This window comes from Lapidilactobacillus dextrinicus DSM 20335, from assembly GCF_001436095.1.
In the GTDB taxonomy this organism is placed as follows: domain Bacteria; phylum Bacillota; class Bacilli; order Lactobacillales; family Lactobacillaceae; genus Lapidilactobacillus; species Lapidilactobacillus dextrinicus.
In genome coordinates this window covers 64264-87918 of the sequence record NZ_AYYK01000025.1, presented here as the reverse complement: position 1 = coordinate 87918, position 23655 = coordinate 64264, and the positions used below count along the sequence as shown (strand labels likewise).

The window sequence follows — 23655 nt, the reverse complement described above, 5'->3', positions numbered from 1 at the left end:
CAGTGTTGGCTGACAAATAGCTTCAATAAAATTTATGATAAAATCAGTTCTAATTAGATTAGACAATATTGCCAAACATGAATGGCTTTGTCATTCTGAATTTTGCAATATTGTCTAATAAAATTTCACTGGAACTGAATTAAAAATAGCGAGGTATTAAATGACACAAAAAGATTATTTAACTGCAGAAGTTTTAGAGATTTTCCGTCATAATCCTGAACGTAAATATGATGTTCAAGATATCAATGACATCATGAAATTAAAAGGTGCAACGGCTTTTAAACGATTAGTCAAAGTTTTGGCTACACTTGAAGGCGAAAACTTAATTACGATCAATAATGGCGGTCGTTATAAATTAACACCAACGACTGAAGAAGTTATTGGTAAGTTTGCTGCCAATGATAAAGGCTTTGGCTTCGTCCGTGTTGAAGTTGAAGATGATAACAAAGAAGAAGTGCCTGATATTTTTGTGCCTAAGCAAAGCACTTTACATGCTTTACAAGGTGATCGGGTTAAAGTCAAAATTGTAAAAAAGGCAAACCCCTGGAACGATAAAGGACCAGAAGGCGAAGTTGCTGAGATTTTAGAACATGGTGTAACTGACTTGGTCGGCGAATTCCAGCCTTATAGTGATGTTCAAATTAAAAAGACCGGATTGATTGGTTATGTTCGTAGCCATGACAAAAAATTAGCTAGCTATCCTGTTTATATTAAAGATACTGGTATCCACCCACAAATGGGTGATATGGTTCAAGTAGATATTACAGAATATCCTAGTAATGAATTCCCAACACGGATGTTAGGTATTGCTGTTAAGACTTTAGGCAACAAGAATGATCCTGGGGTCGATATTATGTCGATCGTCTATTCCCATGGTGTGCGGACAGAGTTTCCCGATGATGCCATTGCTCAATCAGAAGCAACTCCGGATGAATTGCAACCAACTGATTGGGTAAATCGTCGTGATTTAACAAGCGATGTTGTTGTGACAATTGATGGCGATGATTCGAAAGACTTCGATGATGCCGTTGGCTTAACCCGTTTAGCAAATGGTAACTTTAAATTAGGTGTCCATATTGCCGATGTTAGCCATTACGTTACGGAAGATTCACCACTGGATACAGAAGCATATGAGCGTGGTACCAGTACTTATTTAACTGATCGTGTGATTCCGATGTTGCCTTTCCGTCTTTCAAATGGCATTTGTTCATTAAATCCAGGCGAAAATCGCTTAACTTTAAGTTGTATTATGGAAATTAACCAAAAAGGCGAAGTTGTTAATCACGAGATTTTCCCAAGTGTTATTCGTTCTAATGCCCGAATGACTTACAATAATGTTAACAAGATTGTTGAAGATCATGATCCAGCAGTATCTAAAGAATATGCGACCTTCTTACCAATGTTTGAAGATATGGCTGAGTTACATCAAATCTTATTCAAGCGTCGTCATGAACGTGGTGCAATTGATTTTGAAGAGACTGAAGCTAAGATCGTTGTTGATGAAAAAGGTTGGCCAATTGATATTGTTTTGCGGGATCGGGGCACTTCAGAACGTATGATTGAATCATTTATGTTAGCAGCTAATGAAACGGTTGCTGAACATTTCAACAAACTTCATGTTCCATTTTTGTATCGGGTCCATGAAACACCTGATGCAGAAAAAGTGAAGAGCTTCTTTGAATTCGTTTCTGCTTTTGGAATTGTGGGTCATGGTCAAGCTGATAACATCAAACCAATTGAATTACAAAAAGCTTTGGCTAAGGTTGTTGGTACCCCTGAGGAGATGGTTGTGACAACCATGTTATTACGGAGTATGAAACAAGCGCGTTATTCAGTTGATCAGTTAGGTCACTTTGGGTTAGGTGCTGAATATTATACTCATTTCACTTCACCAATTCGTCGTTATCCAGATTTGATGGTTCACCGTTTGATTCATAGTTATGCATCAGAAGGTATGGGTGATAAGGTTAAGGCTAAATGGGCTGAACAATTACCAGAAGTTGCCATTCAAACCTCAACTCAAGAGCGTCGTTCAATTGATACTGAACGCGATGTGGATGATTTGAAGAAAGCCCAATATATGACAGACAAAGTTGGCCAAGAGTTCAAAGGAGTTATTGCTTCAGTCACGAAGTTTGGAATGTTTGTCTCATTGGAGAATACGGTTGAAGGTTTGATTCATATTTCTAATATGCGCGATGATTATTATGAATATGATGAGAAACAAATGACTTTAACTGGTTCTAAGACGCATAATACCTATAAAATTGGTCAAGAAATCCAAATTAAAGTTCTTCGGGCTGATCCTGATCAAGGTCAGATTGATTTTATCATTGCTGGACAAGAACCGGCACCTCAAGAAAATTCACGACCTAAGGCACGAACTAGTTCACATCATGGTAAATATGAACGGCGGACAAATCAACGACAAACGAAGTCTTCTGATCGTTCATCTCGTTCAAATCGTAAACGTTAACTCATAAAGTAGGTGATCTAAATGGCAAAAAAGCATGCAGAAAAACCTAAAAATCAAGTAGCAACTAATCGCAAGGCTCGACATGACTATACGATTTCTGAAACATATGAAGCAGGAATCGTTTTAACTGGCACGGAGATCAAATCGGTTCGAGCTGGTAAAATCAATCTTAAGGACGGCTTTGCTCAAGTACGCCATGGTGAGTTATGGTTGGAAAACGTCCATATTAGTCCTTATGATGCGGGCAATCAGTTTAATCAAGATCCCTTGCGTAACCGCAAGTTACTACTACACAAACGAGAAATTGCTAAGTTAGCTGGTATTATTCAGGACAAGGGAACAACTATCGTACCGCTAAAAGCTTATTTGAAACATGGCTATGCGAAAGTGTTGTTAGGTGTGGCCAAAGGTAAGCACGAATATGATAAGCGAGAAACAATTAAACGTCGTGAACAAGATCGTGAAATGCAGCGTGTCTTAAAGAATAATTTTTAAATGAAGAAAGCTATTTATACAATATTGTAGAAATAGCTTTTTTAGATGATCAAAATTAAGAAATTATTAACTATCTTATCGATTAACATTCACAATTGTGTGCTAAGATATTCGAAAATGACTATTATTTAACTTCAAGGAGTATTTATGTCGAAACATTCGCAAACTGAACAACCTCAGGATCAAGCGACCAATTATCTACCTAAAAAACGACGTCATAAAAAGAAACCAGTCTTTAAAATCGTAGGCTTGATTATTTTAGCGCTACTATTGGCGTTAGGTGCTTATGGCCTGCATCTATATCAGCAAACCAAGTCAGCCGCCGAAAAAACTTATTCCTCAGTTAATAAAGTAAACGAGGCGGCTTTAACCTCAAAGGTTGCCAGTCAAGATCCAATCTCAATTTTGTTATTGGGGACTGATACTGGTGCTGAGGGGCGGACTGAAGTTAATGGCAATTCAGATACGATCATCATTGTTACGGTTAATCCTAAGACTAAGCGTACGACAATGACCAGTATTCCGCGTGATACAATGGCTCAAATGGTTGGAACCTCTTCGTATAATTTCCGTAAAATTAATGCGGCCTATGATATTGGGGGCGCAAAAATGGCGTTAAACTCTGTTTCCAAGTTGGTTAATGTGCCATTAACGAATTATGTTAGTGTTAACATGGGCGGCTTGGAAGAAATTGTTAAGGCAGTCGGAGGTGTAGATGTAACGCCTACCTTAACTTTTTCATATGGTGGTTATCACTTCACTAAGGGTAAAAAGATTCATTTAAATGGTAAGGCTGCGTTGGCCTATTCACGGATGCGCCACGAGGATCCGCAAGGGGATTACGGGCGCCAAGCAAGACAACGACAAATTATTGAAGCGATTATCAAGTCAGCGGTATCAACAGGCACACTGACTAATTTCCAGTCCTTTTTAGATTCAATTTCTAATAACGTGACCACGAATTTAACTTTTGACCAAATGGTGGCTATTTTTAAAGATTATCGCGGTGCTGCCAAAAAGATAAAGAGCGATCATTTACAAGGTATTAGTGGTTGGTGGGGATCAGCTTCCATTCAAGTTGCATCTACAACAGAATTACAACGTGTTTCTGATAATATTCGATCTGAATTAGGATTAGCTAAAGAGACAGTTAGTAACGAAACAACTCGTCAAAATACGTTAAACGCTGCTTATGGGTTTAACTTTGATCACCCCATGACAGAACAGAACTTTACGGTTTTTTCGCAGTCAGATAACTAGGCAATATTTTGCAAAAAAATTAAATAAAACTATTGACCAATAAAGCATTATTTTATATACTTATTATTGCTGATACGATGGCCCGTTGGTCAAGTGGTTAAGACACTGCCCTTTCACGGCGGTAACATGGGTTCAAATCCCGTACGGGTCATTGGAGGTTTAGCTCAGCTGGGAGAGCATCTGCCTTACAAGCAGAGGGTCACAGGTTCGAGCCCTGTAACCTCCATCATTTAAAAACGGATGATTAATCTTTAGATTAGTCATCCGTTTTTTTATATTCTGATCGTTATGATAAATAAAAGCAGCAGACAATTATTGTCTGCTGCTTTTTAAGCTGTTAAATCAAACTAACTAAGGACAAGACGATCAATAGTAATGTTGGAAATTGATTTAAATTGCGGCGTTTGGGATAGGCAACGGTGCTAATTAATAAAAGAATAATCATGATCACAGTCGCTGGAAAACTTATAATATGACCGGAACTAAGTAAGATGACTGCAACAATACCAATAAACGGCCATAAAAAATCTAGAAAGTTCCTAATTGGTAAGCTAAAGATAATTTTGACGAGGTAAAGGACACCAATTAGCAAAACTTCCTTAACGGTCATGGATTCCACGACTGTATCTAAGATAGTGATGGTTAAAAATAACGGGATCACGCCTTGCTCTAATACTTGCGTTATTTTATCGTTTAACTTTGGTGTGCGGTCGGTCATTAAATAAATGATATATTGCATTAATAACAACAAGGCGATAATGAACATTTTTTTCCAAAGTAATAATAAAATTGGTATTAGCAACAAGACGTGATAGATCATTCGTGGAGTTGGCCAAAAATCTGTTGCCTCAATACTGAAGACATAAATTAAGGCAAACAAGCTAACGATCATAAAATCAAGTGGTGCAATTGGTTTAAAGCTACGATTAATCAGAAACGGCAGTAAAATAATGCCAATTAATTCAATGACAATTCTTAAAATCAAGAAATCAATGGTTTTGGTTGTGTGTTTATTCAAGTCGATAACCTCCAGACTATGCTACTAATCGTAATATTTTTGGCGTGCAAGGTCAATTCGTAAAATTATTCATGTTCAATCAATAAATTAAATATTTAAGGGGTTGTTGTCGCTAATTTACCAGATTATTGAATGATTGGCTTTAATTAAAGTAATGGATATGCTAAACTTACTTAGTTACATTTCCGATGGGGTCCAGAAATGGAGCTGCCTTGTAACCTGAAAGGGGAAAAATATGAAAAATCGTCATCTTTTTACTTCAGAATCCGTTTCTGAAGGTCATCCAGATAAAATTGCTGATCAAATTTCTGATGCAATCTTGGATGCAATTTTAACACAAGATCCAAAGGCACGGGTTGCCTGTGAGACAACCGTGACAACTGGATTAGTATTAATTGTCGGTGAAATCACCACGACAGCTTATGTGGATATTCAAGCGATTGCCCGACAAACAATTATTGATGCAGGCTATGATCGTAGCGAGTATGGCTTTGACGGCCATAATTGCGCTGTTTTAGTCGCTTTAGATGAACAGTCACCAGATATTGCTCAAGGTGTTAATGATGCCATAGAAGCACGCTCAGAGGCTTCTATTGATCCGCTTGATCAAATTGGTGCTGGCGATCAAGGTATGATGTTTGGTTTTGCTGTTGACGAAACACCTGAACTAATGCCGCTGCCTATTTCTTTAGCACATGCTTTAATGCGACGTACAGCTAAGTTGCGTAAAGAAAATATTTTACCTTATCTTCGGCCGGATGCAAAAGCCCAAGTTACCGTTGAATATGATGAAGCAACTGGTACGATTCCACAACGAATTGATACTGTTGTTTTGAGTACACAACATGATGCTGAAACTGATTTGACCACTTTGGCCAATGATGTGATTGAACAAATTATCAAACCAACCTTACCTGCAGAACTAGTTGATGCTGAGACCAAGTTCTTAATTAATCCAACTGGTCGTTTTGTTATCGGGGGACCTTCCGCCGATTCTGGTTTAACAGGTCGCAAGATTATTGTCGATACTTATGGTGGCTATGCTCGTCATGGTGGCGGTGCGTTTTCTGGTAAGGATCCGACAAAAGTTGACCGTTCCGCAAGCTACGCAGCTCGTTACGTTGCTAAAAATATTGTAGCAGCTGGTTTAGCACATAAATGTGAAGTACAATTAGCTTATGCTATTGGTGTAGCACAACCGGTATCAATTAATATTGATACTTTTGGAACCAGTGACTATACAGAAACGGAATTAATTGCTGCTGTTCGGGCTAACTTTGATTTACGGCCGGCCGGCATTATTAAAATGTTAGATTTACAACGGCCAATTTATAAGCAAATTGCTGCTTATGGCCATTTTGGACGTACAGATGTGGCATTACCTTGGGAAATGACTGATAAAGTGCAAGCTTTACAGAATTTTCTTAAGTAATTGCTCCGAGTGACTTAAGAGGCGATCCGATTGGATGTATTCCAATTGGATCTTTTTTTAGGCCTAGTTATTGAATTTTTATTGGGCAGGCGATGTTAGAATTGCCTATTATTTTGAATTGAGGTCATTATGAAGAAGAAACAAACAAATTTAGTCTTAGTTACAATTGCAATTTTTGTAGCCACCTTTATGACAGCTATTGAGGGAACAATCGTTTCCACGGCTATGCCAACAATTATTGGTAGTCTACACGGCATTTCGTTAATGAATTGGGTCTTTTCAATTTATTTATTAACATCATCAATTGCTACGCCAATTTATGGGAAATTATCAGATCGTGTGGGTCGTAAGCCAATCTTTATCGTCGGGATTGTTATCTTTTTAATTGGTTCGAGTTTAGCTGGCTTATCTGACTCAATGTTGACATTAATTTTAGCACGGGCATTGCAGGGAATTGGCGCTGGTGCGATTCAACCAATGACGTTTACAATGATTGCCGATATTTATCCCTTTGAAAAACGGGCTAAAGTGTTGGGCTTAAATGGTTCGGCTTGGGGAATTGCTTCAATCATTGCACCATTGTTGGGTGGTTATATCGTTCAACATTTATCTTGGCACTGGATCTTCTTTATCAATGTGCCTGTTGGCTTGATCACGTTACTATTAGTCATATTCTTCTTTCATGAAGATCGTCAAGCTGAAAAGGCACCAATCGATTATGGTGGCGCGGCAACTTTAAGTGTTGTCTTATTATCCTTAATGTTACTGGCCCAAAGTATTGGTACTGACTCGAATTTACTAGTTAATGGTGTTCGGCTGTTAATTGCGGTTGTTGCTGCTTGGTTATTTATTCGCTGTGAAAAACGTGCTAAAGATCCGTTAATTCCACTACAATTATTTAAAAATCATTTATTCTTAGGCCAAAATTTAGTCGCAGCACTGGTCAGTGGCGTTTTAATTGGTTTTGAAGTTTACATTCCAATGTGGATGCAAGGTATTTTAGGCTTGCCTGCCTCAATGGGTGGTTTTGCCGTTACGCCAAGTTCGGTCATGTGGATTTTAGGTTCATTTTTGGCTGGTAAATTAATTTTGAAACGGACCGCACCACAAATCATCATGGGTAGCTTAACGATTATTTTAATTGGGATTTCGATTCTGGGCTTCTTACCAATGGGAACCCAATTCTATGTTTTCTTATTGGTTGCTGCTCTTTTAGGAACTGGTTTTGGGATTACGATTACCACGACTACGGTGACGGTACAAAATGTTGTGGCTGAAGATGAGCTAGGTGTTGCCACTTCGCTTAATACATTATCTAGAACCCTTGGTCAAACAATTATGATGTCAACTTTTGGTGTCATCCAAAATGCCTTATTTGCTAGTGGTATTAAGAGCGATCCACGAATGAAACTTTCAATGTTAAATCAATTGATTAATCCAGAGACAGCTAAACAAATCTCTGCTGATCTCTTACCAGAATTACGCGCAGTCCTATTAAACGCCATGCATGGCGTTTATTGGGTGGGTATGTTACTAACGGTTATTGCCTTAATTGTTAACTTCTGGTCAGGACGACAAGCTCAAAAGACTACACATTAAGTTTAAACAATAGAACCTCCTCTGAATTTTTTAATTCAGAGGAGGTTCTATTGTTTACTGTAAATTAGACTGTCTTATCTCAGGCTTTAAATACGTTTTAGCTGCGATTAACCAAAGAATGGTTAAGTTCCCTAATGCTAGTAAGAAACCGGCTGTAACGTCACTTGGATAATGTACTTGGACGTACAGGCGACTAATCCCTAATAGTAAGAGCATGATCAACATGATGCCAATCCATAAATGATGCCAGGACTTTTTCTTAATCAAAAAGTGACCAATCAGAATTAAACTACCAAAGAACATCACGGCCGCTGTTGCGTGACCACTAGGAAAACTATAACCAGTTTCAACAACGAGATGAGGCAATGAAGGCCGTGGCCGTTGAACAATACTTTTAACAAAATGATTAATCAAATTACCAATCACCATATTAATGGCAAGAAAAACACTCCAACGCCAGTGCCTGACGAATATCAAAATCAAGACTATTGCTAGTGTGATCATTGAAATGATTAGCGGATTACCGATTTTGGTATAAAGTGTAAAGAAAGGTGTGCTGTTAGGATGCAATGGCTTAAGCCAATGATAGATTGTCTTATCGTATTGATGAATCCAGGCTGCTTGACTGGTTACACCCCAATAAAAAACAGCAAAGCTAGCATAGCATAGAATAATTAAACTCCCTAAAAACTGATGTTGTCGTTTCATAACTTCACCTACGGACATTTTTATGTTCATTATAGCAAACTATTTATCATCAAGTTGAACTAAGGCTGATTGCCATGATGGCTTACTGAAATAAAACCGGACTTATGCTAAAATATGACTAAATGAAAAGGGGTAGATCATGCGAATTATTTTTATTGGCGATGTTATGGGACCGATTGGTCAAGAAACATTAACCACTTATTTACCAAAGTTAAAGGCTAAGTATCGGCCACAATTAACCATCGTCAACGGTGAGAATATTGCAATGGGTAAGGGCATTACTAAGTCGTTGTATAAAACTATTTTAACAGCTGGTGCTGATGTGGTGACCATGGGGAACCATACGTTTGATAAAGACGATATTTACGAATTTATTGACGATGCTAATAAGTTAATTCGCCCAGCTAATTTTCCTGCACAACATACACCAGGCAAAGGGTACGTGTTGACTAAAGTTAATCAAACCACCGTTGGGGTGATTAACTTGCAAGGACGTGTCTTTCTTGATAGTATTGATGATCCTTTTGCCAAAGTTGATGAGATTTTAGCTGAGATTCAAGCTCAATGTGATTATATTTTCTTAGATTTTCATGCGGAGACAACCAGTGAAAAAGAAGCGATGGGTTATTATGTTGACGGTCGCGTTACGGCGGTCGTCGGTACCCATACCCATGTTCAAACAAATGATGCCAAGATTTTACCTAAGGGAACAGCTTATTTAACAGATGTTGGTATGACCGGTCCTTACGATGAGATTTTAGGTATGCGTAAAGAAAGAGTGATTGAACGTTTCTTGAATCACCGCCCAGTTCGTTTTGAAACACCTTTATCTGGTCGTGGTCAGCTTAATGGTTGCGTGATTGATTTTTCATCAACCAAAAACGCTGCTCGCAAAATTGAATTAATCCAGATTACCCCAGATCAGCCGTTTTTAGAGTAGGAGTCGTTACAATATGCCACAAACAACTAAAGATACACCAATGATGCAGCAATACTGGGCAATCAAAAAAGATTACCAGGATGCTTTTTTGTTTTATCGAATTGGTGATTTTTACGAATTATTTGATGAGGATGCCATTAAAGGCTCACAATTGTTGGAATTAACTTTAACCGCCCGCAACAAAAGTGCCAAAGATCCGATTCCGATGTGTGGTGTGCCACATCATGCTGCTCAAAACTATATCGATATTTTAATTGATAAGGGTTATAAAGTCGCGATTTGTGAGCAAGTTGAAGATCCTAAGCAGGCTCAAGGTATGGTTAAACGAGAAGTGATTCAATTAATCACACCGGGTACGATGATGGATCAAAATGCTAGTACTGCTAAACAAAACAACTATTTAACAGCCTTAACGCTAATTGACGAGCTTTATGGCTTGGCTTATTCAGATTTAACAACTGGTGAAGTGCGGACCACTACTTTGCATACGTTTAACGAAGTCATTAATGAGTTATTAAATCTCAATACTAAAGAAGTCGTTGTCGATGCTAATATTTCTGAACAAGAACAACAGCAATTGCAATCGCTAGGCATGATGATTTCTCACGATAAAGTGTTGCAAGAGTCTAGCGAATTTAACTTTGTTAATCAAAAATTGACTAAGCAAGGTGAACAAGCAGCCTTAAAAATTCTAATTAGTTATTTGTTAGAAACGCAAAAACGCACCCTTAGCCATTTACAACAAGCAGAGTCATATGAAATCGATCAATACTTACGCTTAAATCATAGTGCGAAAGCTAATCTGGAATTATTCGAATCGTTGCGAACCAGCAAGCGCGAAGGTACTTTGCTTTGGTTGTTAGATAAAACCAAGACAGCAATGGGTGGTCGCTTATTAAAGCAATGGCTAAATCGACCACTATTAAATGCTAAATTGTTACAACAACGCCAAGAAATTGTAGCCACGTTAATTGATCATTATTTTGAACGGGCGACTTTACAACAAGCTTTGCAGAAGGTTTATGATTTGGAACGTTTAGCTGGCCGCATTGCTTTTGGGAGCGCTAATGGTCGTGATCTTATTCAATTGGCTAACTCTTTAAAACAAATTCCGACAATTAAAGAAGTTTTGCAACAATTACCTGAGCCAACGTTACAGAAATTAGGCACGTCCTTGGATGATTTAGCCGATATTCGTGATTTGATTCAACGGGCTATTAGTGAAGATGCACCAATCTCAACAACTGAAGGTAACATCATCAACGATGGTTTTAACCAGCAACTTGATGAGTATCGCGATGCGGTTAACAATGGTCAAAACTTCTTAGTGCAACTAGAAGCAGAAGAACGGAAAAAGACAGGTATTTCCACACTAAAAGTTGGCTATACTCGAGTGTTCGGTTATTACATTGAAGTAACCAATGCTAACAAAAAGAACGTACCAACTGATCGTTATCAACGTAAACAAACGCTAACGAATGCGGAACGTTATATTACGCCAGAATTAAAGGATCACGAGGCCTTAATTTTACAGGCTAAAGAAAAATCAACAGAGTTGGAATATCAACTTTTTACAACGGTTCGTGAACAAATCAAAGCCCAAACTGAACGTATTCAAGCATTAGCTAAACAAATTGCAGCTTTAGATGTTTTGCAAGGTTTTGCAGTTGTCAGCGAGAACAATCATTATGTTCGACCGGAATTATCAACGAAGCAGCAAGATGTTGAGATCATTAATGGTCGCCATCCAGTTGTTGAGCAAGTTTTGGCAGCTAATGAATTTATTCCTAATTCCGTGGAAATGAAAAAGGACACGGATATTTTGTTGATTACTGGTCCGAACATGTCTGGTAAAAGTACCTACATGCGTCAATTAGGCTTGATTGTGATTATGGCCCAAGTCGGTTGCTTTGTGCCAGCTGATCGAGCTCAGTTACCTATTTTTGACCAAATTTTCACGCGGATTGGTGCTGCCGATGATTTAATTTCTGGTGAGAGTACTTTTATGGTAGAAATGAAGGAAGCTAACGATGCATTGTTGCACGGCACCCGGCATAGTTTGCTATTATTTGATGAATTGGGTCGAGGTACCGCAACTTATGATGGGATTGCCTTAGCTGACGCTATTATTGAGTATATTCATGATCATTTAGGTGCTAAGACTTTATTTTCAACGCATTATCATGAATTAACACAATTAGCAGAGCGACTTCCCAAGTTACGTAATGTTCACGTTGGTGCTACTGAAGAAAATGGTAAGTTAATCTTCTTACATCAAGTATTAGCTGGCCCGGCGGATAAGTCCTACGGGATCCACGTTGCGAAATTAGCTGGTTTACCTAATGATGTTACACAGCATGCAGCTCAAGTGTTATCAGTCTTAGAAGCTGAAGGCAGTGATTTGGTTAACGATTTACCAACGCCAGAACAATTGCCGTTATTTAGAATTGCTGAAGAACCTGAGCCAAAAATAGAACCAAAACAAACAACGCAAGCTGAGGCGATGTCTCCAGAAGTTAGTGCGTTGTTAGCGGAAATTAAAAACACCAATTTAATGCAAGCTACACCAATTGAAGCCATGAATTTAATTAACCAATGGCAACAAGAACTTAATCAACAGAACCATTAATGAATTATTGATTTTAATTAACTGAAGACGCAAGGGAAAAGGGAGGCACGGTCAATGGGAAAAATTCATCAATTATCTGAACTACTAAGTAACCAGATCGCAGCTGGGGAAGTGATTGAACGACCTGCCTCTGTGGTTAAGGAATTAGTCGAGAATGCAGTTGATGCTGGTGCGACAAAAATTCAAGTTTTTCTCAAAGATTCTGGATTAACTGAGATTCAAGTTATTGATAATGGCTCCGGTTTTGCACCAGATGATTTAGAGATTGCCTTTTTGCGTCATACAACCAGTAAGATTGCTTCACGTGAAGATCTTTTTCGGGTTCATTCTTTAGGATTTCGTGGTGAGGCTTTGGCTAGTATCGCCGCTGTTGCCCATGTAACTTTAAAGACGAGCACCGGTCAACCAGAAAGTGGTCGTGAAATGGTTGTTTCTGCTGGTGAATCAGAAATTCATCTGGCTAGTCATCCTCAAGGGACAACCATTACTGTTCGTGATTTGTTTTATAATACGCCAGCCCGTTTGAAGTACTTGAAGTCGGTTGCAACAGAACTTTCTCATATTGCAGATGTCGTTAATCGAATTGCTCTGAGTTATCCTGAAGTTGCTTTAACGTTGGTCAATGATGGCAATCAAATGTTAAGTACCGCTGGCAATGGCAAATTACAGCAAACGATCGCAGGAATTTATGGGTTAAGTGTGGCACGTGAATTAGTCGCCATTAAGGGTGCCGACTTAGATTTTGAAATTGAGGGTTATATTTCCCGACCAGCGGTAACGCGGGCTAGCAAGAATTATTTGTCGTTTCTCATTAATGGTCGGTATATTAAGAATTTTCAATTAAACAAAGCGTTAATTGAAGGTTATGGTTCAAAATTAATGGTTGGTCGTTATCCAGTGGCCGTTATTAACATTAAAATGGATCCACTACTTGTCGATGTCAACGTTCATCCGACTAAACGTGAGGTGCGATTAAGTAAGGAACCAGAATTAACGAAGTTATTAACCAAGATTGTTCGTGAAACGTTAGGAAAAGAGAATTTAATTCCCGACGCCATGAAGAATTTGCAGAGTCATCGGACAACAGTTGACCTGGACCAACTACAAAACGATTTGGAACAAGCTAGCTCACCACAACGACAACAATATCAACAACGCGACCATGTTGCTGAAACGTTGCCTCAGTACCAAACAAATTCAATAACACCAAAACCTAAATCAGCTTTTGGAAAAGCATTGCAGAATTCAGTGGTTCCCTCAACTCAAGCAACTCAACAGGCTACTAATTGGGAACCTATTCCCCAAGTGAATACGGATCAGTCAATTTTTAAAGATCCTGATCAATTGGCGAGTTGGGATGATTGGTTGGCAAATGATCCGCAACCACGTGCTTTTTCACAGCAAACAGAACCACTCAACGAAACTGAATTACTACCAAATGAAAAAACAACGGAACAGCGGTTTCCAGATTTAAATTATATTGGTCAGATTCACGGTACCTTTTTAATTGCTGAAAGTGCCGACGGTTTTTATATTTTAGATCAACATGCAGCGCAAGAACGAGTTAAGTATGAATATTACCGTGTTGAGATTGGTAAAGTTTCGCAAGATCAGCAAAACTTATTAGTGCCAATTGTTTTGAATTATTCTGCGGCGGACTTTGTACGTATTAAAGCGCATCTTGATTTGCTAAGTAATGTGGGCATTCAACTTGAAATTTTCGGTGAAAATAGTTTTATTGTGCATACTCATCCAACTTGGTTTGTTGCAGGACAAGAAGAAGCAACGATCGCTGAAATGATTGATTACTTCTTAGCTGATGGCAATATTTCTGTTGCTAAATTCCGAGAAAAAACGGCGATTATGATGAGCTGTAAACGTTCGATTAAAGCTAACCATCATTTGGAACCAACTCAAGCAAAACAATTATTACGAGATTTAGCTCAAGCTGAAAATCCATTTAATTGTCCGCACGGTCGGCCTGTGTTAGTTCATTTTAGTGATCAAGATTTAGGCAAAATGTTTAAACGGATTCAAGATCCGCATCAACATTGGGATGGCGAATAAAGTTTAACAAGAATTAAGCGACCAATTAATAGTTAAATTGACTTGATGAACTCATCATTAATTTTTAGCTGGTTAAGCTACTGTAAAAGACGGTTCACACGAACAGTTGTTTTGTGTTAGAATTTTTGTTAGGTTCTAGAAAGAGGTTAGAAATGTACGAATATTTAAATGGCGTTGTAACGGTAGTGAAACCGACATATCTCGTCTTAGAAGTTAACGGTATTGGTTATAAACTGCTAGTGGGGAATCCGTATGCCTATCAGGTAGAACAATCTACTAAAATTTATGTTGAGCAAGTTATTCGCGATACTGAGCAAGTACTTTATGGTTTTATTGATGAAGCTGAGAAGAACTTGTTCGATCAGTTAACGAGTGTAGCTGGTATCGGTCCCAAGAGTGCTTTAGCAATCCTGGCGGCTAATGATCAAAACGGCTTAACATTAGCTATTGCCAATGGTGACGTTAAGTTCTTGACTAAATTTCCCGGTGTTGGTAAAAAAACAGCGCAACAAATTATTCTTGATCTTAAAGATAAAATTGCTGTGGCTGATCAAGATGTTCTCAAAACCGGGACAAGTGAACAACCTGATTTACTTGGTCTGGATGCCGACTTTGCCGATGGCTTAGCTGCTTTAGCCGCGTTAGGTTATTCTAATAAGGAACTAGATCGAATCAAAGATAAGTTAAAAGCTCAAGCACTGCAAGGGCCAGATGAATATGTTCGTGCTGGTCTTAAATTATTAAGTCATTAATAACAATGTTTTTTTAATCAATCAAGTAAGGAGGTGGCAAGATGACAGATTATAATAATCCAGACGAGCGAATTATTAGTGATGAACCACTTGACGATTCTGAAAATGCGATTGAAAAATCGCTACGGCCTCATTATTTAGCTGAATATATTGGTCAAAGCAAGATTAAAACTGAGTTGCAGATTTATATTGCGGCGGCTAAACAGCGTCAAGAAGCAATGGATCATGCTTTATTATTCGGGCCACCAGGTCTTGGTAAAACCACTTTGGCTTTGGTCATTGCCAATGAACTAGGGGTTAACCTGCGCACAACTTCTGGTCCCGCCATTGAAAAAGCTGGCGATTTATTATCGGTACTAAGTGAATTACAAGCCGGTGATGTCTTATTTATTGATGAAATTCATCGCTTACCACGCGCTGTGGAAGAAACGCTCTATTCAGCGATGGAAGATTTTTATGTCGATATTATTGTTGGTCAAGGACCAACTGCTCATCCGGTTCATTTCCCATTGCCACCATTTACATTAATTGGGGCAACAACGCGAGCTGGTTTATTGTCAGCGCCATTGCGTGATCGTTTTGGTATTTTGGCGGCATTGAATTATTATGACGCTCACGATTTACAAGAGATTGTTCTGCGCTCAGCGGATGTTTTACAAACGCGAATTACACCAGAAGCTGCGCTAGAAGTTGCCTTAAGAGCGCGTGGTACGCCGCGAGTGGCGAATCGTTTGTTGAAACGAATTCGTGATTTTGCTGAAGTTTCCCATCAAGAAGAGATTGATCAAGATCTTGCAGCAACTGCCTTAACACAATTACGTGTCGATCGTTCAGGATTAGATCAAGTTGACCGACGTTTATTAACCATGATGATTAATTTGTATAACGGTGGTCCGGTTGGTTTAAAGACAATTGCAGTCAATATTGGTGAAGATGTCGAGACTGTCGAAACCATGTATGAACCGTTCTTGTTGCAGAATGGCTTTTTGAAACGAACTAGCCGCGGCCGCATGGTCACACCTAAAGCTTATCAACATTTGGGAATTCCCTTTCCAGAAAATAATAAATAAAAAGAGGAAAAGTAATGCTTACAACTGAAGATTTTGACTATGATTTACCTCAAGAATTAATTGCCCAAACCCCAATTGCTAAACGTGATAATTCACGAATGTTAGTGTTGGATCATCAAACCGGCGCAATGGAAGACAAGCACTTCTACGATATTATTGATCAACTCAATCCTGGTGACGCAGTGGTTATGAATAATAGCCGTGTTATGCCTGCACGTATTTATGGTGTTAAGGCAGATACTGGTGGTCATGAAGAAGTTTTATTATTACGCAATACAGAAGGCGACGAATGGGAAACATTGATGAAACCAGCTCGTCATGCCCATGTTGGTACTAAAGTTGTTTTTGGTAATGGCGAATTAACGGCAACAGTTACTAAAGAACTAGAACATGGCGGTCGTATGATTAAATTTGATTATGACGGTATCTTCTTAGAAATTCTAGAAAAGCTTGGCGAAATGCCTTTACCACCATACATTAAAGAAAAACTAGATGACCCTGAACGTTATCAAACTGTTTATTCAAAAGAATTAGGTTCTGCTGCAGCACCAACTGCCGGCTTGCACTGGACTAAAAAATTATTACAAAAAGTTCAAGATAAAGGTGTTAAATTAGTTTACTTAACCCTTCATGTTGGCTTAGGGACTTTCCGGCCAGTAACTGAAGATAATATTGAAGATCATAAAATGCACAGCGAGTTCTATCAATTCAGCCAAGAAGCAGCCGATACGTTAAACGAAGTTCGTAAAAATGGCGGTCGCATTATTGCAACTGGGACCACTTCAATTCGTACTTTGGAAACTGTCGCTACTAAATTTAATGGTGAATTAAAAGAAGATAGTGGCTGGACTGATATCTTTATCAAACCAGGTTATGAATGGAAGGCGGTTAATGCTTTCATTACTAACTTCCATTTACCTAAATCAACTTTGGTCATGTTAGTTGCTTCGTTCACTGGCCGCGACAATATTTTAAATGCCTATCAACATGCTATCGACGAGAAGTATCGTTTCTTTAGTTTTGGCGATGCAATGTTCATTAAGTAGAGGAATGATTAAATGACAGAACCAATCCGTTATCACTTGATCAAAAAAGAAAAGCATACTGGTGCCCGCTTAGGTGAGTTGATCACGCCTCATGGCACTTTTCCTACCCCCATGTTTATGCCTGTCGGGACTCAAGCATCGGTTAAATCAATTGCGCCAGAAGAATTAGACGAGATGGGTGCTGGCGTTATTTTAGCTAACACGTATCATCTTTGGTTGCGTCCTGGACAAGAAATTGTTAAAGAAGCTGGTGGACTGCATAAGTTCATGAACTGGGATAAGGGGATTTTAACTGATTCCGGCGGCTTTCAAGTCTTTTCGTTGGCTAAAATTCGCGATATTACTGAAGAAGGCGTTCATTTCCGTAGTCATTTAAGCGGTGAGAAACTCTTCTTATCTCCAGAAAAAGCCATCGAGATTGAGAACGATCTTGGTCCAGATATCATGATGAGTTTTGACGAATGTCCGCCATATTATGAAAGTTATGATTACGTCAAGAAGTCGATTGAACGTACATCGCGTTGGGCTGAGCGGGGCTTAAAGGCTCATCGTAATCCTGATACGCAAGGTTTATTTGGTATTGTCCAAGGTGCAGGCTTTAAAGATTTACGTAAACAAAGTGCTGCTGAATTAACGGCGATGGATTTTCCAGGTTACTCCATTGGTGGCTTATCAGTAGGTGAGTCCAAGGCTGAAATGAATGAAATGCTCGAATTTACAACACCATTATTGCCAGAAACTAAACCACGTTACTTAATGGGCGTTGGTTCACCGGATGCTTTAATTGATGGTGTGATTCGTGGAATTGATATGTTTGATTGCGTCTTACCAACCCGGATTGCGCGTAATGGTACTTGTATGACATCGCATGGTCGCTTAGTGGTCAAAAATGCGGCCTATGCACATGATTTTGGTCCAATCGACGATAATTGCGATTGTTACACATGTCGTAACTTTAGTCGGGCATATGTGCGTCACTTAATTAAGGCTGATGAAACTTTCGGTTTGCGGTTAACGTCATATCATAATTTGTACTTCTTATTGCATACGATGAAGCAAGTGCGTCAAGCTATCATGGATGATAACTTACTTGATTTTCGTGCAGAATTTTTCGAAAATTATGGCTTTAACAAGCCTAATGCTCGTAATTTCTAAAGAACTATAAAGATCGTAATGGCGTAACTATTTTTGGTGAACACTGGAACTTTAAGGCTGCCTTTGGTACAGTATAATTAGTCATCATAAAAAATAACGAGGTGTAAGGATTGAATAGTCTTTTATTAGCAGCAGCAGCTGCAAACCCAACAGGTGGTAGCTTTTCATTTTTAATTATCATTGCAATTATGTTTGCAATCATGTACTTTACGATGATTCGCCCAGGTAAGAAACAACAAACTCAACGTCAAACCATGCTTGATGGCATGAAAAAAGGCGATGCTGTTGTAACAATCGGCGGATTACATGGTGTTATCGACACGATCAATGCTGCTGATGGTACAGTTGTCATTGATGCTGATGGTATCTTATTAACTTTTAACCGCACAGCGATTCGTGACGTTAAACCTGGCGTTGGTGCTACAGCAGCACCTGCTGCACCAGTAGCAAAGGAAGAAACAACAGTTACAGAAGAACCAACTGTTGATACTCACGAAGAAAATAGTGACGATTCAGAAACTAAGTAATTAATTTTTTGATTTCGTATATTAAATCCCAAACTTGTTTTGGGATTTTTTTATGCCTAAAAATAGGCTTTTTCAGTTGATTTGCGTAGGGATTAGCCGATAATTTTAAAAATTGGTGAAATAATTCACGGAAAACCCTTTACAAACAAAATGAAATAGGGTAATATAATTTTTGTGAAATGGATAACTAATTTGTGAAATTCTGAGGAGGATTCACCCATGTCAAAGACTGAAACAAAGACAAACGAAGTTAGTACGATGATCGAAGAACTTGTTGCAAAGGCGAATAAAGCGCTTGATATTTTAGAAGACTTTAATCAAGAACAAATCGACCACATTGTGCACCAAATGGCAATCGCTGGCTTAAATGATCATATGAAATTAGCTAAAATGGCCGTTGAAGAAACTGGCCGCGGTGTTTATGAAGACAAAGCCGTTAAAAATATGTTTGCAACTGAAGAAATTTGGAACTCAATTAAAAACAATAAAACTGTTGGCGTTATTGAAAAAGATGAAGACCACAAATTAGTTAAAATTGCTGAACCTCTTGGCGTTTTAGCCGGTGTTACACCAACAACTAACCCAACTTCAACAACAATGATGAACGCATTAATTGCAATTAAAACTCGTAATCCAATTATCTTTGCATTCCATCCAGCCGCTCAAAAATGTTCTGCTGCTGCCTTAGATTGCATCCGGGTTGCTGCTGAAGAAGCTGGCTTACCTGAAGGCGCCTTAGCATATGTTTCAACACCAAGTATTGAAGCAACACAAACTTTAATGAATCACCCTGGTGTTGCTTCAGTTATCGCAACTGGTGGCCCTGGCATGGTTAAAGCTGCTTACTCAACTGGTAAACCTGCTTTAGGCGTTGGACCTGGTAACGTACCTTCTTACATTGAAAAGACAGCTAATATTAAACAAGCCGTTAATGATACATTGGTTTCTAAATCATTTGATAACGGTATGGTTTGTGCTTCTGAACAAGCAATCATTGTTGACCATGAAATCTATAACGATGTTTTAGCAGAATTAAAGGCACAACATGCCTATGTGGCAAATGAAGAAGAAGTTAAACGCTTGACTGAAGTTGTCATTGATCCTGTTAAACATGCCGTTAATGGTAAAATTGTTGGTCATTCAGCAATCGAAATTGCCGGTTTAGCTGGCATCACTGTACCTAATGACACTGTTGTCTTGGTTACACCAATTGATGGTGTTGGCGATGAATTTCCACTATCACGTGAAAAATTATCCCCAGTTTTGGCAATGGTTAAAGCTAAAGATCACAAAGATGGTTTTGCACTTTGCCAAGCGATGCTTGAATTAGGTGGTAAAGGTCATTCTGCTGCTATTCACACTGCTGATGAAGATTTAAGTATTGATTTTGGTACTAAGATGCATGCATCACGGATTTTAGTTAACCAACCATCTACTTTTGGTGGTATTGGTGATCTTTACAACAATATGATCCCATCTATGACATTGGGTTGTGGTTCTTACGGACATAACTCAGTCTCACATAACGTTGGTGCATTTGACTTATTAAACATTAAGACAGTTGCAATGCGTCGTAACAACATGCAATGGGTAAAGTTGCCTTCTAAAATCTACTTCGAAAAAAACTCAGTTAACTATCTGGAAAAGATGGAAGGCTTAAAACGGGTTTTTATCGTAGGTGATCAAGGTATGGCTAAACTTGGCTATGTCAAAAAAGTAGAAGATACTTTGAATCGCCGCCAAGAGCCAGTTATTTTCCAAACTTTCGTTGATGTTGAACCTGATCCATCTTCAGACACAGTTTATAAAGGTGCTGAAGCAATGCGTTCCTTCAAACCTGATACGATCATTGCTATCGGTGGTGGTTCAGTTATGGATGCAGCTAAAGGTATGTGGTTATTCTACTCACATCCAGATGCTTCATTCTGGGGCGCTAAGCAAAAATTCATGGATATTCGTAAGCGGACCTACAAGTTCCCAACTATGGATGATGTTAAGTTAGTATGTATTCCAACAACTTCAGGTACTGGTTCTGAAGTAACACCATTTGCCGTCATTACAGATAGCGAAACAGGTATTAAGTACCCATTAGCTGATTACGCATTAACACCAAACGTTGCAATTGTTGATGCTCAGTTCATCGAAACAGTTCCTAAGACTGTTGTTGCTGACTCTGGTTTAGACGTTTTATGCCACGCAATTGAAAGTTTTGTTTCAACAATGGCTTCTCACTATACTCGTGGTTTAAGCTTACAAGCAGCTAAATTAGTCTTTGATAACTTAAAGAAGAGTTATGAAGGTGACAAAGAAGCTCGCGCTAACATGCATGATGCTTCAACAATGGCTGGTATGGCTTTTGCTAATGCCTTGTTAGGTATTAACCATTCTATTGCTCATAAACTTGGTGGCGAATATCATTTACCTCACGGCCGTGTTATTACAATCACGATGCCACACGTTATTAAATACAACTCATTAGTACCAACTAAACGTCAACCATGGGCTAAGTACAACTACTTCCGTGCTGATGAAGATTACGCTGAAATTGCACGCTACGTTGGCTTGAAAGGTAACACCACTGAAGAATTAGTTGATGCTTTAATTAAGGCAATTGTTGAATTGGCTGAAAGTGTTGGTATTAAAATGTCCTTGAAAGCTCAAGGCGTAACTAAAGAACAAGTAACAAGTGCTGCAGAACGTTTAGCTGAATTAGCTTACGAAGATAACTGCACAATTACAAACCCTAAAGAACCTTTAATTGCAGACATGAAGCAAATTATTTTGGATGAATATGAAGGTCCTAAATCAAGTTTTGCTAAAAAATAATGATTAAATAAGAAATACTCCGAAAATTTTTCGGAGTATTTTTTTGTTAGCTTTAGATTTTAATCCGAATTGTGACAGAATACTTACCAATGTAAAGTTAAAGTGCTTAAAATATAGCTTAACTTAGTGTAGAATAATATAGGTGTAAATACGTTTGGAAGAGGTCAATATAAACTTATGGTGACAGAAAATAAAACGCTAGTTGTTATTTTTGGTGGTTCAGGTGATTTAGCTCATCGAAAATTATATCCAGCATTATTCCAGCTTTATTTAAAGGGGTCTTTAAACAAACACTTTGCCGTCATCGGTACAGCTAGACGTCCATGGACGCATGAATTCTTCCGTGAAGGTGTGATTGAAAACTTATCTGACGGGACACTTGAGCAACGTCAAGCTTTTGCTGAACATTTCTACTACCAATCGCACGATGTTCAGGATTCAGAACACTACGTTGCCTTAAAAAATGTGATCGATAAATTAGACGACAAATATCAAATTGGCGGCAATCGTCTGTTCTATATGGCAATGGCACCATCATTATTTGGAACCATTGCTGAACATTTACGTTCAGAACATCTGTTAAGTCATGATGGCTATAATCGCTTAATTATTGAGAAGCCATTTGGCCATGATTATGAATCTGCTTTAGCCTTGAATAATGCAATTGTTAATACGTTTGATGAAGATCAAGTCTTTCGGATTGATCATTATCTTGGCAAAGAAATGGTCCAAAATATTCCATGCATCCGTTTTGCTAATCCATTCTTAAATGCTGTTTGGAATCGTGATTATATTGATAATATTCAAATTACATTAGCTGAGTCCTTAGGTGTTGAAGAACGTGGTGGCTATTATGAGACTAGTGGTGCTTTGCGGGATATGGTTCAAAATCATATCATGCAAATTGTGGCCATGCTTGCTTTTCCACGTCCAGAAAAATATGATGATCGCGCGATTAATCAGGCAAAAAGTCAAGTTTTTGCTAGCTTACCAGTTTATACACCTGAACAAGTTCAAGCTAAGTTTGTTCGTGGGCAATATGGTGAAGATGCTTCCGGTAAACAAGCCGCTTACCGCAATGAGGACAAGATTGACGCTAATTCTACGGTTGAAACATTTGTGGCTGGTGAAATTGATTTAGATATGCCACAATGGCAGGGCGTACCCTTCTATGTCAGAACTGGTAAACGATTGCCAGCTAAAAAGACTCGGATTGATGTTGTCTTTAAAGCTGATCAATCTGAACTTTTTACTGAACAACCAGCTAGTCCAGTTTTAACGATTGAAGTTGAACCTGACCTAGGGATTGAGTTGACTTTAAATGGTAAAGAAATTGGAACTAGTAGCTTAATAAAAGTTGATCAATTACAGTATTTATTAAATGAAGATCAACAAAAACAAGTTCCTGATGCTTATGAACGTTTGCTTTTAGAGGCGATGTTAGGCAAGCAAGGTAACTTTGCACAATGGGAAGGTATGACTGGCTCATGGCATTTCGTTGATGCCATTCGCAAAGCTTGGTCACAAGAAAAAGATATTGACTTTCCTAATTATCAGTCCGGTACAATGGGGCCTAAAGCTGCTGATGAGTTATTAAGTAAAACTGGTCGCCATTGGATTTACCAAGGTTAATGATTACTTTATAAAATCCGAAT

Annotated in this window: 17 protein-coding genes and 2 tRNA genes; 17 read left to right on the top strand and 2 right to left on the bottom strand. The window is 38.5% G+C overall.

Annotation, left to right across the window (positions count from 1 at the left end):
• Window positions 1-160 precede the first annotated feature (160 nt).
• The 5 genes from rnr (at window position 161) to FC84_RS08650 (ending at window position 4457) form a co-directional block, all read left to right on the top strand.
• A complete protein-coding gene (gene rnr / locus FC84_RS08670; protein ID WP_057757928.1) occupies window positions 161-2476 on the top strand; it encodes a ribonuclease R in 2316 nt (771 codons plus the stop codon).
• Window positions 2477-2497: 21 nt separating this feature from the next.
• Window positions 2498-2971 carry an SsrA-binding protein SmpB gene (smpB, locus tag FC84_RS08665; protein WP_057757926.1) on the top strand — a complete coding sequence of 158 codons (474 nt, stop codon included), beginning with the start codon at window positions 2498-2500 and terminating at the stop codon, window positions 2969-2971.
• Between the two features lie 147 nt (window positions 2972-3118).
• On the top strand, window positions 3119-4231 hold the full coding sequence (locus FC84_RS08660; protein WP_057757923.1) for an LCP family glycopolymer transferase: 1113 nt from the start codon (window positions 3119-3121) through the stop codon (window positions 4229-4231).
• A 79-nt stretch (window positions 4232-4310) separates the two neighbouring features.
• Window positions 4311-4382: transfer RNA gene (locus FC84_RS08655), tRNA-Glu, on the top strand.
• A 2-nt stretch (window positions 4383-4384) separates the two neighbouring features.
• Window positions 4385-4457, top strand: a tRNA-Val gene (locus FC84_RS08650).
• Between the two features lie 111 nt (window positions 4458-4568).
• Here the strand turns inward: FC84_RS08650 and FC84_RS08645 are convergent.
• A complete protein-coding gene (locus FC84_RS08645; RefSeq protein ID WP_057757920.1) occupies window positions 4569-5249 on the bottom strand; it encodes a hypothetical protein in 681 nt (226 codons plus the stop codon).
• A 235-nt stretch (window positions 5250-5484) separates the two neighbouring features.
• Here FC84_RS08645 and metK point away from each other — a divergent pair, with 235 nt between their 5' ends.
• The gene (metK, locus tag FC84_RS08640; protein WP_057757917.1) at window positions 5485-6681 is read left to right on the top strand and encodes a methionine adenosyltransferase; all 1197 of its coding nucleotides are present in this window, start codon (window positions 5485-5487) and stop codon (window positions 6679-6681) included.
• A gap of 129 nt (window positions 6682-6810) precedes the next feature.
• Window positions 6811-8280, top strand: a complete 1470-nt coding sequence (locus FC84_RS08635; RefSeq protein ID WP_057757914.1) for an MDR family MFS transporter — start codon at window positions 6811-6813, stop codon at window positions 8278-8280.
• Window positions 8281-8334: 54 nt separating this feature from the next.
• On the opposite strand, the gene FC84_RS08630 is transcribed toward FC84_RS08635, so the two are convergent.
• Window positions 8335-8988, bottom strand: a complete 654-nt coding sequence (locus tag FC84_RS08630) for a phosphatase PAP2 family protein (protein WP_057757911.1) — start codon at window positions 8986-8988, stop codon at window positions 8335-8337.
• Window positions 8989-9127: 139 nt separating this feature from the next.
• Here FC84_RS08630 and FC84_RS08625 point away from each other — a divergent pair, with 139 nt between their 5' ends.
• The 10 genes from FC84_RS08625 (at window position 9128) to zwf (ending at window position 23632) form a co-directional block, all read left to right on the top strand.
• A complete protein-coding gene (locus tag FC84_RS08625; RefSeq protein ID WP_057757908.1) occupies window positions 9128-9928 on the top strand; it encodes a TIGR00282 family metallophosphoesterase in 801 nt (266 codons plus the stop codon).
• Between the two features lie 13 nt (window positions 9929-9941).
• Entirely contained in the window at window positions 9942-12557 is a 2616-nt protein-coding gene (mutS, locus tag FC84_RS08620) for a DNA mismatch repair protein MutS (protein ID WP_057757905.1), read from the top strand.
• Window positions 12558-12611: 54 nt separating this feature from the next.
• A complete protein-coding gene (mutL, locus tag FC84_RS08615; RefSeq protein ID WP_057757902.1) occupies window positions 12612-14624 on the top strand; it encodes a DNA mismatch repair endonuclease MutL in 2013 nt (670 codons plus the stop codon).
• A gap of 152 nt (window positions 14625-14776) precedes the next feature.
• Window positions 14777-15376 carry a Holliday junction branch migration protein RuvA gene (gene ruvA, locus FC84_RS08610; protein WP_057757899.1) on the top strand — a complete coding sequence of 200 codons (600 nt, stop codon included), beginning with the start codon at window positions 14777-14779 and terminating at the stop codon, window positions 15374-15376.
• A 41-nt stretch (window positions 15377-15417) separates the two neighbouring features.
• Window positions 15418-16446, top strand: a complete 1029-nt coding sequence (gene ruvB / locus FC84_RS08605) for a Holliday junction branch migration DNA helicase RuvB (protein ID WP_057757896.1) — start codon at window positions 15418-15420, stop codon at window positions 16444-16446.
• A 14-nt stretch (window positions 16447-16460) separates the two neighbouring features.
• Window positions 16461-17492, top strand: coding sequence for a tRNA preQ1(34) S-adenosylmethionine ribosyltransferase-isomerase QueA (queA, locus tag FC84_RS08600; RefSeq protein ID WP_057757893.1), 1032 nt, complete (start codon window positions 16461-16463; stop codon window positions 17490-17492).
• 12 nt (window positions 17493-17504) lie between these two features.
• A complete protein-coding gene (tgt, locus tag FC84_RS08595; RefSeq protein WP_057757890.1) occupies window positions 17505-18647 on the top strand; it encodes a tRNA guanosine(34) transglycosylase Tgt in 1143 nt (380 codons plus the stop codon).
• 110 nt (window positions 18648-18757) lie between these two features.
• The gene (yajC, locus tag FC84_RS08590) at window positions 18758-19174 is read left to right on the top strand and encodes a preprotein translocase subunit YajC (protein ID WP_057757887.1); all 417 of its coding nucleotides are present in this window, start codon (window positions 18758-18760) and stop codon (window positions 19172-19174) included.
• A gap of 219 nt (window positions 19175-19393) precedes the next feature.
• Complete coding sequence (gene adhE / locus FC84_RS08585) at window positions 19394-22000, top strand: bifunctional acetaldehyde-CoA/alcohol dehydrogenase (protein WP_057757884.1); 2607 nt, start codon at window positions 19394-19396, stop codon at window positions 21998-22000.
• A gap of 177 nt (window positions 22001-22177) precedes the next feature.
• On the top strand, window positions 22178-23632 hold the full coding sequence (gene zwf / locus FC84_RS08580) for a glucose-6-phosphate dehydrogenase (RefSeq protein ID WP_057757881.1): 1455 nt from the start codon (window positions 22178-22180) through the stop codon (window positions 23630-23632).
• The last annotated feature ends 23 nt before the right edge of the window (window positions 23633-23655 follow it).